Source organism: Flavonifractor porci, assembly GCF_037572415.1.
Lineage (GTDB): Bacteria > Bacillota > Clostridia > Oscillospirales > Oscillospiraceae > Flavonifractor > Flavonifractor porci.
Genome location: NZ_JBBHLB010000001.1, coordinates 266,096 through 282,291 on the forward strand (window position 1 = coordinate 266,096; position 16,196 = coordinate 282,291).

The window sequence follows — 16,196 nt, forward strand, 5'->3', positions numbered from 1 at the left end:
TATTATTTCTGCCCGTAGGTAACGAACAGGGTGTACAGCCGGCTGATGGTGTTCCAGCTGTCCTGATCCAGCACGCCGGTCTGGGGCCGGCCGTCCAGCTGCTGGACCCAGCGGATATTATGCTGAGTGGCGGTATCGTTCTGGCCGGTGACAGGGGTGGACTGGATGCCGTTGAGGAGGCGGGCCAGTGCCCGGAACATGGACTGCACCAGATAGAGGTGGACGCTGTCCTGGTTGGGCTGGACGGAAAAATCACAGTTGGGATAGCCGCGGCAGGGGAGAGGCCCGGCCAGCCGGGCTCTGGCCTGCAAGAAGAGGGCAACGATGGCATCCCAGGTGGCCTGATCCACCCGGCCGGTCACCGGCGGGAAAAATTCCCGCTGAAAGAGCATGATGGCTTCCAGGGTGCGCTCCCCAAAGATCCCATCTGGAGTGAGCCGCGGCAGAAAGTCATAGAGGAAGGATAACTCCCGCAGCATGGTTTGTAGGCTGCGGACCGGTTGGCCGATCAGGCGGATCTCTTGAGGCACAATCATGCGGATACTCCTCTCTCATCGGCGGAGCCCAGCGTCATGGGCTGGCCGGGGTACTGGGTCAAGCCGGTGGCCTGACTTTCGGGCAGGTCGGGGCGGAACTGCTCCGGGATCACGTTGGTGTAGGTCTCCACCGTGTCCACGATGCCAGCGTACAGCCGGTAGAGGGCGGCCCAGGTCTGGGGTCCCATGATGCCGTCCTGAGGCAGGCCAACCATGCGCTGGACGGCAATGACGGCATTCTTGGTAGCGGGGCCGTAGATGCCGTCGATGGCCACACGGGGGATATTGCTGTAGAACTCCGATACCACCGACAGTACATATTGCACGGTTCGTACCGAATCACCTCTGGCGCCCTCGGCCAGCACGTTGGGGAAGGGCTGACTTCCGCTGCCGGGGTAGTAGGTCTGCCCCTGACTGATGAGTTCTGCCAGATCCAGCACGCCCACATAGAGGAAGACCATCTTGTACCAGGTGGAGTTACCCACGATACCGTCGGGCGTCAGGTCAAAGATGGACTGGAATTTCTTGACCGCCGCCTCGGTGGCGGGACCAAAGACTCCGTCTACCGGGTAGACCTTGGGAATGGCGGGGTAGTCCCGGGAGATGCGGTTGAGCATGACCTGGATGCGCTGGACCGCCTCGCCTCTGTCTCCGCGGCGGATGGGATAGCCGGGATAGGAGTAGCGGATGCCCTGGACCGGGGCGTTGGTCACCAGCTCAATATTGTCGCCGTAATAGGAGCGCAGGATGGTCATGTAGTCCGCCCCTTGTTCCGCCATGGCCTGGCTGCCCCACTGGGACAGCCCATCGCAGGTGACGGTGGTGCCGTTGCAGAATTTGGCGGCCAGAGGCTCCACGAAGCCGATGCGCCGTATGTAGGAGTTGAACATCTCATCCACCAGCTGGCTGATATTCTCGAAAATATTGCGCCCCTTAATGAACTTCTGGTCGTAGGCGGTGGAGGAGGTGATGTTGAAGGGATAGCCCCGGCTGGGGTAGAACTCGGTGTATACCCGGTTGAGGGCGAAAGAGATGATGGCCAGGATGTTAGCCTGAAGGGCGGCGGGCTCCCAGGTGGGGTAGATCTCGCTGGAGGCCACGTTTTTTACATATTCCGGAAAGGATACCGTCACATTCTCCGCGCTGGAGCCCGGCGGGCCCAGATGGACGGTGATGTATTGAGGCACATAGGGGGTAATGGGCAGCGATTCTGGCATGGTATCCCTCCTTTACAGATTCTGAGGCGGTACATTGACCGGGTCCTCCGGCAGAAGAGTGGGAGACTGCTCCGGCAGGGGGATGAGCTCCAGCTCCTGCAGGGTCTGGGTGCCGGCAAAGATCTGGACATTCTCAACCACCAGCAGCTCATAGCCAGGGGATTCGGCCCAGATGTCACACACGGCAAAGGGAGTGACGGTGCCGGGAGACTCGCTGGCTGACGCGTCAGGAGTTTCTACCTGAACGGGTGTGGTGCGGCCATTGGCGTCGGTGACCCGCAGGGCCAGCAAGGTGTGGCGGCCTTCGGTGCCCCGCTGGGTAAAAGCTACGGTGGCGCCTGCCACCGGGATCTGGGCCCGGGACGTGAATACCCGGGTCAGAATGGTTCCTGTTGCGGCCAAGTTACATTCCTCCTTTTCTTTCCACTCTATGCCGTCAGTGGAGGAATTGCCCGTGAGGCGTTGACATCGGGGCCGGTTTTGAGTAAACTGAATAAGAAAGATATCCTCTGGAACGAGTGTGATAGAGCATGAGAAAACAAAAGGTGTCCAGTGCGGTGATCCGGAGGCTGCCCCGGTACTATCGCCATTTGACGGATCTGCATTCCATCGGTGTGGAGCGTATTTCATCCAGCGCCCTGGGTCGCTCCATGGGACTGACAGCCTCCCAGATCCGGCAGGATCTGTCCTGTTTCGGAGAATTTGGTCAACAGGGGTATGGCTACAACGTGGAAAAGCTGCGGGATGAGATCTCAGATATCCTGGGCATGAACCGAGGCCATACGGCGGTCATTCTGGGCGCGGGCAATCTGGGCCGGGCCCTGATGGAAAACTTCCACTTTGAGCGCTCCGGCGTAGTGCTGGCCGCCGCCTTTGATGTAGCGCCTGAGGTGGTGGGGCAGACCCGTTCCGGTGTGCCCATTTACCACGTGGATCGGCTGGAGGAGTACCTGGCGGAGCACCCGGCCAGCATCGGTGTGCTGACAGTGCCGCACAGTGTTGCCAATGCGATTGCCAGTCGGTTGGTACGCTCCGGCGTACGGGGAATATGGAATTTTACCAACAGCGAACTGACAGTGGAGGCGCCGGGCGTGGTCATTGAGGATGTCCACTTCGCGGACAGCCTCCTGGCCCTCAGTTACATGATCTCGGAGGAAACATGAAAAAAGCAGCGGCGATCCTGCTTGCCGGGGCAGTCCTGGTGAGCAGTGGGGCGGTTTTGGCCGCCGACCAGTCTTTGGTGAGTAAGAGCTATGTAAACGGCACTTTTACGGATGAGGCTCTGAAGCAGGCGGAGCAGCGGGTGGAGGAATTGACAACACCTGTCTATCATCAGGCGCTGACTCAACTGAACGGCAAACATTCCGCCTATCTGGCCCAGGCGGGCGGCACCTCGGGCCTCAATGATCTGCGCTTTAAAAAAGGCGATGTACTGACCCTTACCTCCGGTTCCGGCGTGATGCTCTTGGCAGGGAGTGCCACAGCCTCCGGTGGAGTGCTGGTGGATGCAACGGCAGGCAGCACAGTGGCCTCCGGCAGTGGCCTGGCCATTCGCCACCGCTGTCTGGCAGGGGAGAGTCCTACCGTGGCGGTAACTGTGACCTCTGATACAGCAGTTGTCAGTCTGGAGGGCAGCTACACCCTCTCGGCCAGCGGAAACGTAGATTATAACGTTATGGCCGACGGCCTGACCCAAATGGGCCTTTTGAAGGGCACCGGCGCTACCTACGGCTCCGGCTATGAATTGGAGCGCCAGCCGGTCCGGGTGGAGGGCCTGGTCATGTTCATCCGGCTGTTGGGGGAGGAACAGGCGGCCCTGTCCAGTACGGCAACCAATCCCTTTGTGGACAGCCCCAGTTGGGCCGATCGCTATCTGGCCTATGCCTATGAAAAGGGGTACACCACCGGTATTGGCACCAACGCCGCCGGTCAGCTGGTCTTTGCCCCCAACAACATCATTACGGCCGGAGAGTACATGACCTTTGTGCTCCGGGCGCTTGGCTATTCCGAGACCGGCACCAATCCCGATTTTACCTGGCAGACTGCCATGGAGGCGGGGGTGACGCTGGCCGCCATCCGCCAGAGTGAGCGCACTATGCTGGAGAGCGGCACCTTCCTGCGGGCCCAGGTGGTCTATCTGTCGGTGTGCGCCCTCTCTGCTCCCACCAAGGATGGCGGAATCCTGCTGGAACGCACTGCCTCCAGCGGCGGCTATGACAAGGCCACCATGCAGACTGTGCTGAACGAAATTTCTGCCCTGCGTCTGAGTTAAAACGCAGAAAACGCGAGCCTTACGGCTCGCGTTTTTTCATTGCGTCTTGGTGGTGCGCATGGCCCGCATGGCGTTGAGAATGGCGATGACCGAGACGCCTACATCAGCAAAGACGGCCTCCCACAGATTGGCCTGCCCAAGAGCGCTGAGCACCAGTACCAGCAGCTTTACCCCCAGGGCGAACACGATGTTCTGACGTACAATAGCCAGAGTACGTCGGGCGATGGCGATGGCCTGAGCCAGCTTGGAGGGCTTGTCGTCCATAAGGACGATGTCCGCCGCCTCGATAGCGGCGTCGGAACCCAGGGCACCCATGGCAATGCCCACATCCGCCCGGGAAAGGACGGGGGCGTCGTTGATGCCGTCACCCACAAAGGCCAGGGCTCCTTTGGGAGACGCCTCTTTCAGCAGTCCCTCCACCCGGTCTACCTTGTCAGTTGGGAGGAGCTGGGTGTGGACCTCATCCAGGCCCAGCTGGGTGGCTACCGCCTCGCCTACCGGTTTGGCGTCGCCGGTGAGCATCACTGTTTTACGTACCCCTGCCGCCTTGAGGGCGGCGATGGCCTGCTGGGCGTCCGGCTTCACCTGGTCGGAGATAACGATATGGCCCAGATAGACTCCGTCGGCGGCCACATGGACGGTGGTGCCTACATGGTGGCAGGGGTGCCAGGTGACGCCGATCTCCTCCATCAGCTTGTCGTTGCCGGCGCAGATCACTTTTCCGTCCACCACAGCCTTAACACCACGGCCGGACAGCTCTTCCGCCTGGGCGACCCGGCTGCGGTCGGGCAGCTGGCCCCAGGCCTCCAGCAGGGAGCGGGAGATGGGGTGATCGGAGGAGGCCTCCGCCAGAGCGGCCAGCTCCAGCAGATGACTCTGGTCGCAGTCGGTGGGATGAATGGCGGTGACGTTAAAGAACCCCTGGGTCAGGGTTCCGGTCTTGTCAAAGACCACGATTTCTGTTTTGGCCAGCACCTCCAGGTAGTTGCCGCCTTTCACCAGAATACCGGCCCGGGAGGCTCCGCCAATGCCGCCGAAGAAGGAGAGCGGCACCGAGATCACCAGGGCGCAGGGGCAGGATACTACCAGGAAATTGAGCGCCCGCTGAATGGAATCCAGCCAGCCCACCTGGGTGAAGAGGGGAGGCAGGAGGGCCAGAGCCACGGCAGCCAGCACCACAATGGGGGTATAGTACCGGGCAAACCGGGTGATGAAGTGCTCGGCCTTGGCCTTTTTGCTGCTGGCATTCTCCACCAGGTCCAGGATCTTGGACACAGTGGACTCCTCAAAAGCCTTGGTGACCTGGACCTTCAGCAGGCCGGACAGGTTGACACAGCCGGAGACCACATCGTCGCCGGGCTGGACCTGGCGGGGGAGGGACTCGCCGGTGAGGGCGGCGGTATCCAGGGTGGAGGTCCCCTCCAACACCACGCCGTCCAGGGGAATCCGTTCCCCGGCCTTGATCACAATGGCGTCTCCCACGGATACTTCCTCCGGGTCCACCTGCTGCAGCTGGCCGTCCACCTCGATGTTGGCGTAGTCGGGGCGGATGTCCATCAGAGCCGCGATGGAGGTACGGGACCTGTTGACTGCATAGCTCTGGAAGAGCTCGCCCACCTGATAGAACAGCATAACAAAGACGGCTTCCGGATATTCGCCGATGGCAAGTGCGCCGATGGTGGCCAGGGCCATAAGGAAGTTCTCGTCAAATACCTGCCCGTGGGCGATGTTGCGTACCGCCCGCCACAGCACATCCCAGCCGATGACGGCGTAGGGGACTAGAAAGACCGCCAGCTCCGCCCAGCCGGACAGGGGAAGCAGTACAGCCCCAACAAACAGTACCCCGCTGGCCAGAATGCGGATGAGCATCCGCTTTTGCTTTTTGGTCATGACGGTTCGCTCCTTACGGCATTATAATGGTGCAGTCAGGCTCCACCTTCTTGCAGACCTTGGCTGCCTGCTGAAGGATCTCATCAAACCGGGTATCGTCCGCGTCCAGGGTCAGTTTCTGGGTCATAAAGCTGACGGTGGCACTGTTCACCCCGTCCAGCTTGCGAATGGCGTCCTCCATCTTGGCGGCGCAGTTGGCGCAGTCCAGATCTTTCAGCTTAAATGACTTTCTCATCGTAAAACTCCTCTCATTCCGCAATGTGTTCCATGCCCTGGCCCAGAATGGTGCGGACATGGCCGTCCGCCAGGGAGTAGAACACGGTCTTGCCCTCCCGGCGGTATTTTACCAGTTTGCTCTGCTTCAACGCCCGTAGCTGGTGGGAGATGGCGGACTGGGTCATGCCCAGCAGCTTGGCGATGTCGCACACGCACATCTCTGACTCAAAAAGCACATACAGGATCTTGATGCGGGTGGAATCCCCAAAGATCTTAAACAGCTCTGCCAGATCGTAGAGGATCTCATCTTCCGGCATGGTGCGCTCCACTTTGTCCACGATCTCCTGGTGGATGTGGCTGTAGTCGCACCGCTCTACACCGTTGCTGTCTGTCATGGCGACCATCCTTTCTGATAACATATGAGCTATTGTTCATATGTTATTATATACTTGCTCGGCAGAATGTCAAGAGGAATGGAAGTTTTTCTTGCGATGGGGCTCGGGCGGGGGTATGATGGGGGAGAGAACAGGCGCCTGGGGCCGGAAGGGACGGATGGATATGAAGCGGGATGATGGATGGGATGTGGGCCTGGAGGCCCTGGACCGGTGCGAATATATGGTGCTGGCGGTGAACGATGCTGAGGGGCTGCCCTATTGTATGCCGCTCAACGGCGTTCGGGTGGGGGAGGCGGTCTATTTTCACTCCAGGCTGGGGGGAGAAAAGCTGGACTGCCTGAGACTCCATCCCCAGGTTTGCCTGACGGCTGTAGGCCGTCAGCGGGTGGTGCAGGCGGCGTATGAGACGGAGTTTACCAGCGCCGTGTCCCGGGGAACCGCCCGTGAGGTGACCGATCCGGAGGAGCAGAAAGAAGCCTTGAGGGCCATCTGCAAAAAATATGCTCCCGATTGCCCGGAGCGGGTGGAGGAGGTCATTGAGAAGCACTTGCCCCGCACCGCGGTGTGGCGGATCGACCTGGAGCAGGTCAGCGGGCGGGAACGGCTTTGTAAGGAATGAGAAAAGGGGCGCCGCGCATTTGTTGCGCGGCGCCCCTTTTGTGTACAGACGCTTATTTATACTTGTAGAACCCCTCACCGGCGTTGATACCCAGCTTGCCGGTGTCAATGTACTCCTCTTTCAGCCGCTTTGCCATTTTGCCGTAGGTGGTATTGGGGTCGGCGGCGGCGGGGGTGTTGGTGAGGATGTTGTAGGCCGTGGTGATGCCTACGATATCCAGGATGCGGAAGGGGCCCATGGGGGCGCCGGTGGCCAGCACCCAGGTCTTGTCGATGGTCTCGAAGTCGGCGATATCCTCCGCCCACAGACTCTGGGCTGCCATCAGGAAGGGGACCAGCATGGAGTTGAGCAGGTAGCCGTTTTTCTCCTTCTTCAGACGCAGGGGCACCATGCTGATATCTGCGGCAAACTGGGCAGCTTCTTCGTAAGCGGCTGGGTCGGTATCGGGGTGGCCCATCACCTCCGCGGTGTTCTGTTTCCAGATGTTGTTGGCGAAGTGGAGGGCCAGATACTTCTCCGGCCGGCCGGTATACTGAGCCAGAGAAGAGGGGAGCAGGGTGGAGGTGTTGGTGGCCAGGATGGTCTTTTCCGGCAGCAGGGGGGCAAGTTTCTGATAGAATTCGATCTTTTCCTGAGGTACCTCCGCCAGGGCCTCAATAACCAGATCGGCGTCCTTCACTGCCCCGGCCAAATCGGTGGTCAGATTCAGGCCGGTCAAAGCTGTGTCCGCCTGGGCGATCAGCCCGTCGATCTCCTCCGGGGTGTAGGTGCGGCGGTTGTCCAGCAGACCGGGGCTGTAGGGGCCGGGGGTGGACTTGGCGGCAGTGAGCTCCGCCACATAGATGTCGTGGAGCCGCTGCAGCTTGGGCTGGGCCCGGCCGATGGAGGCATCGCTCCTCAGCCAGATGGTGACGTGAAAGCCTTTGTAGGCGGTCTGGTAGGCAATCTGACTGCCCAGCACGCCGCCGCCAATGAGAACCACATTCTGAATGCTCATAACGCTGCCTCCTGTAAAAATTATCGTCTGTATAGTGAACTGGTAAGTTTAACTATAGATAGTATAATACGATAACAGTGTTTTGTCAACGGAGATCCGGCAGATTCAACATACAGGACAAAGACAAACGGCCGCCCGAAGGCGGCCGTTTTTTCAGGGCTTACTTGCTGATATTCTCAACGAAGCGCATGAGGATGGTAGCAACCTCAGCGCGGGTGGCGGTGCCGGTGGGATCCAGCTTGCCGCCGTCCTTGCCGGTGAGCAGGCCGGAGCCAACCGCCCACTCCATGGCCTCGGTGGCCCAGGCGGAGGTGTTGGCGCCGTCAACGAAGGTGGTCAGATCGCCCTTGTCGGACACGTCGTACTCCTTGTACTCGGCGTAGCGGTACAGGATGGTGGCCAGCTGCTCGCGGGTCACAGTGTCGTTGGGGGCAAACACGGTGTCGCTGTAGCCCTTGACGATGCCCTTGGAGGCGGCCCAGTTCACAGCGTCGGTGTACCACACGCCGCTCTCCACGTCGGTGAAGGACAGGGTGGCGTCGGTCTTGGGCTGGCCCTCCAGCCGCCACAGGATGGTGACGATCATGGCCCGGTTGGTGGTCATGAGGGGGGCAAAGGTAGTGGAGGAAGTGCCGTCCATCAGTTTGTTGTCGTAGGCATACTTCACGGCCTCATAGAACCAGTCGTCAGCCTTCACGTCGGTGAAGGGCAGGCCGGTGTCGGTTCCGGCGATGAAGGAGGCCTCGACAGTTACAGCGGAGGCGGGCATGGTGAAGGTGTACTTGCCATCGCCCTTATCGGTGAGCTTGACCTCGTTGCCATTCTTATCGGTGACAGTGAGGGTGTCCAGCTGGTAGCCCTCGTCAGGCTTCACGGTCAGGGTAACGGTCAGGCCCTTGGAGGCGCGGGTACGGCTGGCAGTCACGGTGCCGTTGTCTGCCTTATCAACGGTAATAGCGTAAGAGGTGGAGCCGCCGGAGGTGGGCTCCTCAACAGTGATATAGGAGGAGGCGGTTACTTTATCATTTACGACCACAGTCACAACGTAGGTGCGGGCCTCGCTGGCCTGGAATACGGCAGTAGTACCGTTTCCAGTGATAGTAGCGCCGCCGGAAGGTTCAACTACCCACTTGATGTCAGGATTCTCGCCAAAGCCGGTCATGGTCGCAGTCAGAGTCACGTCGGAACCCACATAAGCGGTGGTGTCGGCGGGGGAGAGGGTCAGAGTCTTGACGGGATCAGTCTCAGTGGCAGAAGGAACCAGCGTGGTGGTCTTGCCATCCTCGATGATGACCACGGAGGGGTGCTTGTTAACGAAGGCCTCCCAGTTGTCAAAGAACTGATCATCAAAAGTGACCATGTCGGCGATGTTGCGGTCGCCGGCGTTCACCAGTTCGTTGTTCTCCAGGATAAAGGAGCCGCCGCCCATGCGGTCAAGGACCAGTTTTTTGTAACCGTCGGGGAGGTTCTTAAAGGTATTGTTCCGGATGGTCACATCGGCCATCTCCAGGGTAGCGGGAGTGGTCCAGGTGACGTTGGAGATCATCTGAACATCGCCAGCAGCGGGGGTGTCAAAGGTATTGTTCTCCACGAGGATGCTGTCAGCTTTGGCAACGCTGTCGAAGGACAGGTTCATGTTCTTGAAGTAGTTGCCTTCCACCACGACAGTGCCCTTGTTGCCGGCGAAATACAGGGAACCGGCATCGTCGGCAGGAGCATTCTCGACCTTGTCATTGGGAACGATGGAGCAGTTGGTGATGGTGAAGTTCTCAGCGGAGACCTGGATGGTCTTGTTGACCTCCACCTTGGGCATGATGGTCAGGCCGGTGATGGTCACATTGTTGCCAAAAACGGTGATCAGGTTCTGAGTGGCGTAAACGCCATTGGCGCGCTCCGTGGTGCTGTAGATAGTAGCCTGGGTCTTGGTGGCGTCGGTAATGACGTTGCCGCTTTCATCCACGCCCTGGATGGTCACGTTGTTGGCGGTGATGGGCAGATACCAGCCGCCCTGGCCCTGCAGAACAGGAGCGTCAGCGGGAGCAATGTCATACTCGCCGGGATAGACGCTGATTATGTCGCCAGGCTGGGCGTTGACGACGGCGTTGCGGAGTTCATCAGCGGTCCGAACCTCAATCTTACGGGACTCCACTTCCAGAGAACCGTAGTCCACCAGGTTGGCGATGGAGGAGGAGGTCTGACCTCCGCTGGGAGTCAGAATCACGTCGGCGGGCTTCTCCGCAGGAGCAGTGGCCTCGCCGCCGCCCCAGGCAGGGATCTGGGCATCATAGCTGGGCTCGTTGGCGGAGGCATAGGAGACCTTGACCTTCTCACCGTCGGCCACGATGGTGTTTTCGCCCACGGACAGGGAACCGGTGGTCTTGTCGCTCAGCATCTTCAGGTTCACGGCGCCGAACCAGTTGCCCAGGATGCTGTTGCCGGACAGGGTGACGGTGTCAAGATCAGTACCATAACCGGCCTCGTAATAAACGATACCAAGAGTGGTGTTGTTGTCGATGGCGTTGTCGGTGATCTGGGTATTGTTTACGTTGTTGGTCAGGTTGATGCCGGTGCGGTTGTCCGCGATCTGGTTGTTCTTGATGACCGCATAGCCCGCGCCGGTACCGGAGTTGTTCAGATAAACGCCGTTGCGGTTGCGGGTGATGATGCAATTCTCCAGAGTGGTGGGAGCGGTCAGGTTCTGGCCAAAGGAGACACCGGTGGTGTTCTTGTTATCGGCCCAGATACCGCTGTTGTCACGGGTGACGGTTACGTTCTTCAGGGTAGCGCCGCCGCTGAGGGTTATAGTCTGACCCTCGTTAGCGGGACCCTCGATGATGGTCTCGGCAGCCTTGCTCTCCAGACCAGTAACGGTAATTGCCTTGTCGATAGTGAGAGAGGTCTTATAGGTGCCGGGGGCCAGCACGATGGTGTCGCCAGGCTGGGCTGCCTCAATCGCCTCAGGAAGAGTGTAAATTTCGCCCAGGCCACCTACGCCCTCGCGGTTACCATAATCTTCAGAACCGCCAACAAACAGAGTGTTGTAATCGTAGCCTTCCGCGTACTGCACCGTAGGAATTTTCCAAGTGGTGCTGTAGGGCTTACCAAAAGTACGGGACTCAAGAACAACACCGGAGACAGCGGAAATATTGCCGTAGCCGAAGTCCTTCAGCGTATAGCTGTTGATAAGCGTACCGTCAATGTACTGATTGATGGTGCCGTTATCAAACTCAATTTTCAGAACGGCAGCGCCAACACTGGGCTTTACAGCCTCGACATCCTTCCACTCGCCGTTGTCAGAGGCATCCCACCACTGCCACACGGTCTTGGTACCGTCGTTGCAGAACTGCAGGATTGACCAGTCCAGGTTTGCGTCAGCGCCAATGTTGCTGCCGTCGATCTTCAGCCAGATAGAAGAGCGAACCCCAGCGCCTTCCTCCTGGGTGCCCATCATGGCTTCGGTAATCTGAAGCTCGGTTTCCACCACCCAGTAGTTGGTAAAATCAGCTTTGGTCTGTGCAGAGCGGCCCTGCCAGTCATACCAGCTGTTGGCAGCTTTCTGTTCTGTCGTGGTCAGCGTGATATAGCCTTTGCCCTCCTGGCCGTCCGCGCCAGTTTCTTTCCACTCCTGCGGCTCCGTGCGGTCCTTGGTCCACGCATCGACCGCAGGCAGATCCGCAGTGGTCAGCGTGCTGTCTGCCGCCAATGCCAGCGTGGGCACAAGAGACAGGAGCATCGCCATGGACAGCAAAATACTCCCTATCCGTGTTCGTGTCTTTTTCATCTTTTTCTTCCTCCTAAACAATAGTTGGACGTATTTCAAATGCGGTTGCCCGCGATTTGACTGAAAAACAATGATAATAGATACAATGATTATCAGCTTTAGAGGAAATATTCACCATAATGCAGAGCACATTAATCTTAACATTCTGTTCCTCAAAATGCAATATATTCCACAATATTTTAATGTGATTTGTCAGATACGGATAGGGCCTCTTTTTCAACCATTGTTGCAGTATTTCAAATAGAAAAGACCTGCCGCCATTGTGGCAGCAGGTCTTCAGAAAACATATGGAGCAACAAGCAGAACTATTCTCAAAATGATGACATAAGCGAACAGAATCGCTGTGGGAGAGGCCGGAAATGGTCGAAGCTGATATTCAAGACAACGGTTATTCCAACAGCCGTTTCAGGTACTGACCGGTATAAGAGGCGGCACACCCGGCAACCTCCTCAGGTGTGCCGGTCACAACAATAGTACCACCGCCGGACCCGCCCTCGGGGCCCAGATCGATCAGATGGTCGGCGGTCTTGATCACGTCCAAGTTGTGCTCGATGACCACTACAGTATTGCCCGCATCCACCAGCTTCTGAAGCACCTCGATCAGCTTGTGCACATCGGCGGTGTGGAGGCCGGTGGTGGGCTCGTCCAGGATATAGATGGTCTTGCCAGTGGAACGCTTGGCCAGCTCGGTAGCCAGCTTTACCCGCTGGGCCTCGCCGCCGGACAGCTCGGTGGAGGGCTGGCCCAGCTTCACATAGCTGAGGCCCACCTCATATAGGGTCTGGAGCTTGTTGTACAGCCTGGGCAGGTGCTCGAAGAAGGGGAGGGCCTCCTCCACCGTCATGTCCAGCACCTCATAGATATTCTTACCCTTGTAGCGCACCTCCAGGGTCTCCCGGTTGTACCGCTTGCCCTTACATACCTCGCAGGGGACGTAGATATCGGGGAGGAAGTGCATCTCGATCTTGATGAGGCCGTCGCCCTGGCAGGCCTCGCACCGCCCGCCCCGGACATTGAAGGAGAACCGGCCGGGGCCGTAGCCTCTGGCCTTGGCGTCGGGGGTGGAGGCGAACAGGTCCCGGATGTCGTTGAACAGCCCGGTATAGGTGGCCGGGTTGGACCGGGGGGTGCGGCCAATGGGGGATTGGTCAATGGCAATGATCTTATCCAGATATTCCTCGCCCTCAATGGACTGGTGCTTGCCGGGGCGGGTTTTGGCCCGGTTCAGGTCGGCGGCCAGACGCTTATAGAGGATCTCGTTGACCAGGGAGGATTTGCCGGAGCCGGACACGCCGGTGACGCAGGTAAAGGTGCCCAGGGGAATGGACACGTCCACGTTTTGCAGGTTGTTCTCCGACGCGCCCTTGACAACAAGAAAATGGCCGTTGCCGGTCCGCCGCTCCGAGGGCACGGGAATCTTCTTCCGGCCGGACAGATAATCGCCGGTGATGGAGGCCGGATTGTCCATAATCTCCTGGGCGGTGCCGCAGGCCACCACCTGACCGCCGTGGACGCCGGCGCCGGGACCGATGTCCACGATATAGTCGGCCTGACGCATGGTATCTTCATCGTGTTCCACCACCAGCAGGGTGTTGCCCAGGTCACGCAGGTGCTTGAGCGTGGCCAGCAGCTTGTCATTGTCCCGCTGGTGCAGGCCGATGGAGGGCTCGTCCAGGATATACAGCACCCCCATCAGGGAGGAGCCGATCTGAGTGGCCAGGCGGATGCGCTGGCTCTCGCCGCCGGACAGGGTGGCGGCGGCCCGGCTCAGGGTCAGGTATTGCAGGCCCACGCTCTGGAGGAAGCCCAGGCGGTTCTTGATCTCCTTTAAAATGCGGTCGGCAATGAGCATTTTCTGATCGGACAGCTCCAGATGATCCACAAAATCCAGGGCCTCCGTCACCGACTTGCGGCAGAAGGTGTCAATATTGATGCCTCCCACAGTGACGGCCAGGGCCTCCTTCCTCAGACGCTTGCCGCCGCAGTCGGGGCAGTGGCGCTCGCTCATGCAGTCCTCCAGATCCCGGCGCATGGCGTCGGACTGAGTCTCCTTGTAGCGGCGCTCCAGGTTGTTGATGATGCCCTCAAAGGGCTGCATCAGGGTGCCGTGGCCGTTCTCCCGCTCATAGGTCAGCTTGAGTTTTTCTCCCTTGGTGCCGTAGAGAATGATGTCCATGATCTCAGGCGGCAGGTCCTTCACCGGGGTGGTCAGCTTGAAGTTGTACTTCTTGGACAGAGCCTCAAAATACATCCGGGAGATGGAGTCGCCCTTGATGTTGTTCCAGCCGGAGGCGGTGATGGCCCCCTCCAGGATGGACAGATCCTTGTTGGGGATGATGATATCCGGGTCCACCTTCAGCTGGGAGCCCAGACCGGTACAGGTGGGGCAGGCGCCGAAGGGGTTGTTGAAGGAGAACATCCGGGGAGACAGCTCCTCAATGGAGATGCCGCAGTCCTCACAGGCGTAGTTCTGGGAGAACATGATATCCCGGTCCTCGCCCACGATGTTGATGACCACCAGGCCGCCGGCCAGGTTGGAGGCCACCTCCACCGAGTCGGTGAGCCGGCGGGCAATGTCCTCCTTGATGACCAGCCGGTCCACCACGATCTCAATGTTATGCTTCTTGTTTTTGTCCAGCTCGATCTCTTCCGTCAGGTCATACAGGGAGCCGTCCACCCGGCAGCGGACGTAGCCCGACTTGCGGGCGTCCTCCAGCAGCTTCTGGTGGGTGCCCTTCTTGCCGCGGACCACCGGGGCCATGACCTGAATGCGGGTGGCCTCAGGCAGTTCCAGCACCTGGTCAATGATCTGATCGATGGTCTGCTGTTTGATCTCCTTGCCGCACTTGGGGCAGTGGGGGGTACCCACACGGGCCCACAGCAGACGGAGGTAATCATAGATCTCGGTGACGGTGCCCACGGTGGACCGGGGGTTTTTGGAGGTGGTTTTCTGGTCGATGGAGATGGCGGGGGAGAGGCCGTCGATGTAATCCACATCGGGCTTCTCCATCTGCCCTAAAAACATCCGGGCATAGGAGGACAGGGACTCCACGTAGCGGCGCTGTCCCTCGGCATAAATGGTGTCAAAGGCCAGAGAGGACTTACCCGAGCCGGACAGGCCGGTGAGCACCACCAGCTTGTCCCGGGGGATGTCCACGTCGATGTTTTTTAGATTGTTGGCGCGAGCGCCTTTGACGGAAATATGATCGAGCATGGTTTAGGTACTCCTTTGGAGGGAAAAGATCAATAGCCGAACAGATCGGCCACCTTGCCCAGCATATCACGGATGGGCAGGTTATAGGGGCAGCGTTTTTCGCAGGCGCCGCACTGGACACAGGAACCGGCGTGGTACTGCATGGCGTCGTACCGCTCCTTGGCCCAGTCAGCCAGGCCGTATTTGCGGGCATAGTTGGCCATCAGGAAACAGCTGGGGATATTGATGCCATTGGGGCAGGGGGCGCAGTAGTTGCAGCGGCGGCAGAACTCGTTGCCCAGCTCCTTGCGGATGCGGTCGCACTCCGCCAGTTCCTCCTGGGTGAGGGGAGAGAAGTGCTCGGCGGCCTCGGCGTTGCGGTCGGCCTCCTCGGGGGAGCCCATGCCGGGGATGGAGATGTCGATGACGCCGGAGGCGGCGATAAACCGCAGGGCCAGGTTCCAGTCGTCCAGATTGCCGCCGGCCATGGGCTTCATGGCGATGGTGCCGATGCCCATCTCACGGGCCTTCTTCAGAACCTCGTGGCCGTGGGTCTCTACGATATTGTAGGGGAACATGATGGTCTCAATCTTATCGCCGTGAAGCTCAAGCATCTTTTTCAGGGCGCCGATGTTGTGTGCGGTGACGCCCAAGTGGCCAATCTTACCGGCAGCCTTGGCCTCCTCCAGCGCCTCCCAGGCGCCGCCCTCGCCAAAGACCTTGTCGATCTCATTTTCTGGCAGATTGTGGATCTGATAGACATCGATGTAGTCGGTGCGCAGATTTTTCAGGCTGATATCGATATCCTTGGCCATGGACGCCTTGTCCCGGGCCATGGACTTGGTGGCAAGAATAAACTTATCCCGGCGGCCCTCCAGGGCAGCACCCAGATACTCCTCGGACACGGTGTAGCCGCGGGCGGTGTCGATGTAGTTCATACCGTACTGCTCCAGCTTGTCCACCACCGCCTTGGTATTGGCGGCGTCGGCACGCTGGATGGGAATGCCGCCGAAGGAAACCTCGGCAGCTTTAAGACCAGTTTTACCAAGTGTGACGTAATTCATGACAAAAACCTCACTT

General features: G+C 59.2%; 13 protein-coding genes. 3 read left to right on the plus strand and 10 right to left on the minus strand.

The window, feature by feature from the left end; genetic code table 11:
• Positions 1-2 precede the first annotated feature (2 nt).
• Genes WHJ28_RS01290 through WHJ28_RS01300 form a run of 3 tightly spaced genes read right to left on the minus strand, consistent with a single transcriptional unit; the run spans position 3 to position 2,155 of the window.
• On the minus strand, positions 3-536 hold the full coding sequence (locus WHJ28_RS01290) for a peptidoglycan-binding domain-containing protein (RefSeq protein WP_340039258.1): 534 nt from the start codon (positions 534-536) through the stop codon (positions 3-5).
• Entirely contained in the window at positions 533-1,753 is a 1,221-nt protein-coding gene (locus tag WHJ28_RS01295; RefSeq protein WP_340039259.1) for a peptidoglycan-binding protein, read from the minus strand. The genes WHJ28_RS01290 and WHJ28_RS01295 overlap by 4 nt, the downstream gene beginning before the upstream one ends.
• Before the next feature lie 12 nt (positions 1,754-1,765).
• Positions 1,766-2,155, minus strand: coding sequence for a spore cortex-lytic protein (locus WHJ28_RS01300; RefSeq protein WP_340039260.1), 390 nt, complete (start codon positions 2,153-2,155; stop codon positions 1,766-1,768).
• A gap of 128 nt (positions 2,156-2,283) precedes the next feature.
• Here WHJ28_RS01300 and WHJ28_RS01305 point away from each other — a divergent pair, with 128 nt between their 5' ends.
• On the plus strand, positions 2,284-2,916 hold the full coding sequence (locus WHJ28_RS01305) for a redox-sensing transcriptional repressor Rex (RefSeq protein ID WP_340039261.1): 633 nt from the start codon (positions 2,284-2,286) through the stop codon (positions 2,914-2,916).
• Positions 2,913-4,025, plus strand: coding sequence for a hypothetical protein (locus tag WHJ28_RS01310; protein ID WP_340039262.1), 1,113 nt, complete (start codon positions 2,913-2,915; stop codon positions 4,023-4,025). The genes WHJ28_RS01305 and WHJ28_RS01310 overlap by 4 nt, the downstream gene beginning before the upstream one ends.
• Before the next feature lie 36 nt (positions 4,026-4,061).
• Here WHJ28_RS01310 and WHJ28_RS01315 read toward each other — a convergent pair whose 3' ends face one another.
• Genes WHJ28_RS01315 through WHJ28_RS01325 form a run of 3 tightly spaced genes read right to left on the minus strand, consistent with a single transcriptional unit; the run spans position 4,062 to position 6,526 of the window.
• Positions 4,062-5,915 carry a heavy metal translocating P-type ATPase gene (locus WHJ28_RS01315; protein WP_340039263.1) on the minus strand — a complete coding sequence of 618 codons (1,854 nt, stop codon included), beginning with the start codon at positions 5,913-5,915 and terminating at the stop codon, positions 4,062-4,064.
• Between the two features lie 13 nt (positions 5,916-5,928).
• Positions 5,929-6,150, minus strand: coding sequence for a cation transporter (locus tag WHJ28_RS01320; RefSeq protein ID WP_340039264.1), 222 nt, complete (start codon positions 6,148-6,150; stop codon positions 5,929-5,931).
• A 13-nt stretch (positions 6,151-6,163) separates the two neighbouring features.
• On the minus strand, positions 6,164-6,526 hold the full coding sequence (locus tag WHJ28_RS01325; protein ID WP_087188017.1) for an ArsR/SmtB family transcription factor: 363 nt from the start codon (positions 6,524-6,526) through the stop codon (positions 6,164-6,166).
• 163 nt (positions 6,527-6,689) lie between these two features.
• Here WHJ28_RS01325 and WHJ28_RS01330 point away from each other — a divergent pair, with 163 nt between their 5' ends.
• Positions 6,690-7,145, plus strand: a complete 456-nt coding sequence (locus WHJ28_RS01330) for a pyridoxamine 5'-phosphate oxidase family protein (protein WP_340039265.1) — start codon at positions 6,690-6,692, stop codon at positions 7,143-7,145.
• Between the two features lie 52 nt (positions 7,146-7,197).
• Here the strand turns inward: WHJ28_RS01330 and WHJ28_RS01335 are convergent, their stop codons facing one another.
• The 4 genes from WHJ28_RS01335 to WHJ28_RS01350 form a co-directional block, all read right to left on the minus strand.
• The gene (locus WHJ28_RS01335; protein WP_340039266.1) at positions 7,198-8,142 is read right to left on the minus strand and encodes a 3-hydroxyacyl-CoA dehydrogenase; all 945 of its coding nucleotides are present in this window, start codon (positions 8,140-8,142) and stop codon (positions 7,198-7,200) included.
• A 160-nt stretch (positions 8,143-8,302) separates the two neighbouring features.
• Positions 8,303-11,923 (minus strand): S-layer homology domain-containing protein, encoded by a 3,621-nt coding sequence (locus WHJ28_RS01340; RefSeq protein ID WP_340039267.1) that lies wholly within the window; start codon positions 11,921-11,923, stop codon positions 8,303-8,305.
• Positions 11,924-12,311: 388 nt separating this feature from the next.
• On the minus strand, positions 12,312-15,137 hold the full coding sequence (gene uvrA, locus WHJ28_RS01345; RefSeq protein WP_340039268.1) for an excinuclease ABC subunit UvrA: 2,826 nt from the start codon (positions 15,135-15,137) through the stop codon (positions 12,312-12,314).
• 29 nt (positions 15,138-15,166) lie between these two features.
• Entirely contained in the window at positions 15,167-16,180 is a 1,014-nt protein-coding gene (locus WHJ28_RS01350) for an aldo/keto reductase (RefSeq protein WP_340039269.1), read from the minus strand.
• Between the last annotated feature and the right edge of the window lie 16 nt (positions 16,181-16,196).

What these genes read in the sequence shown, in the direction of transcription:
- WHJ28_RS01290 (WP_340039258.1), bottom strand. Translation starts at nt 536, where the DNA reads ATGATTGTGCCTCAAGAGATCCGCCTGATCGGCCAACCGGTCCGCAGC.
- WHJ28_RS01295 (WP_340039259.1), bottom strand. Translation starts at nt 1,753, where the DNA reads ATGCCAGAATCGCTGCCCATTACCCCCTATGTGCCTCAATACATCACC.
- WHJ28_RS01305 (WP_340039261.1), top strand. Translation starts at nt 2,284, where the DNA reads ATGAGAAAACAAAAGGTGTCCAGTGCGGTGATCCGGAGGCTGCCCCGG.
- WHJ28_RS01310 (WP_340039262.1), top strand. Translation starts at nt 2,913, where the DNA reads ATGAAAAAAGCAGCGGCGATCCTGCTTGCCGGGGCAGTCCTGGTGAGC.
- WHJ28_RS01315 (WP_340039263.1), bottom strand. Translation starts at nt 5,915, where the DNA reads ATGACCAAAAAGCAAAAGCGGATGCTCATCCGCATTCTGGCCAGCGGG.
- WHJ28_RS01320 (WP_340039264.1), bottom strand. Translation starts at nt 6,150, where the DNA reads ATGAGAAAGTCATTTAAGCTGAAAGATCTGGACTGCGCCAACTGCGCC.
- WHJ28_RS01325 (WP_087188017.1), bottom strand. Translation starts at nt 6,526, where the DNA reads ATGACAGACAGCAACGGTGTAGAGCGGTGCGACTACAGCCACATCCAC.
- WHJ28_RS01330 (WP_340039265.1), top strand. Translation starts at nt 6,690, where the DNA reads ATGAAGCGGGATGATGGATGGGATGTGGGCCTGGAGGCCCTGGACCGG.
- WHJ28_RS01335 (WP_340039266.1), bottom strand. Translation starts at nt 8,142, where the DNA reads ATGAGCATTCAGAATGTGGTTCTCATTGGCGGCGGCGTGCTGGGCAGT.
- WHJ28_RS01340 (WP_340039267.1), bottom strand. Translation starts at nt 11,923, where the DNA reads ATGAAAAAGACACGAACACGGATAGGGAGTATTTTGCTGTCCATGGCG.
- uvrA (WP_340039268.1), bottom strand. Translation starts at nt 15,137, where the DNA reads ATGCTCGATCATATTTCCGTCAAAGGCGCTCGCGCCAACAATCTAAAA.
- WHJ28_RS01350 (WP_340039269.1), bottom strand. Translation starts at nt 16,180, where the DNA reads ATGAATTACGTCACACTTGGTAAAACTGGTCTTAAAGCTGCCGAGGTT.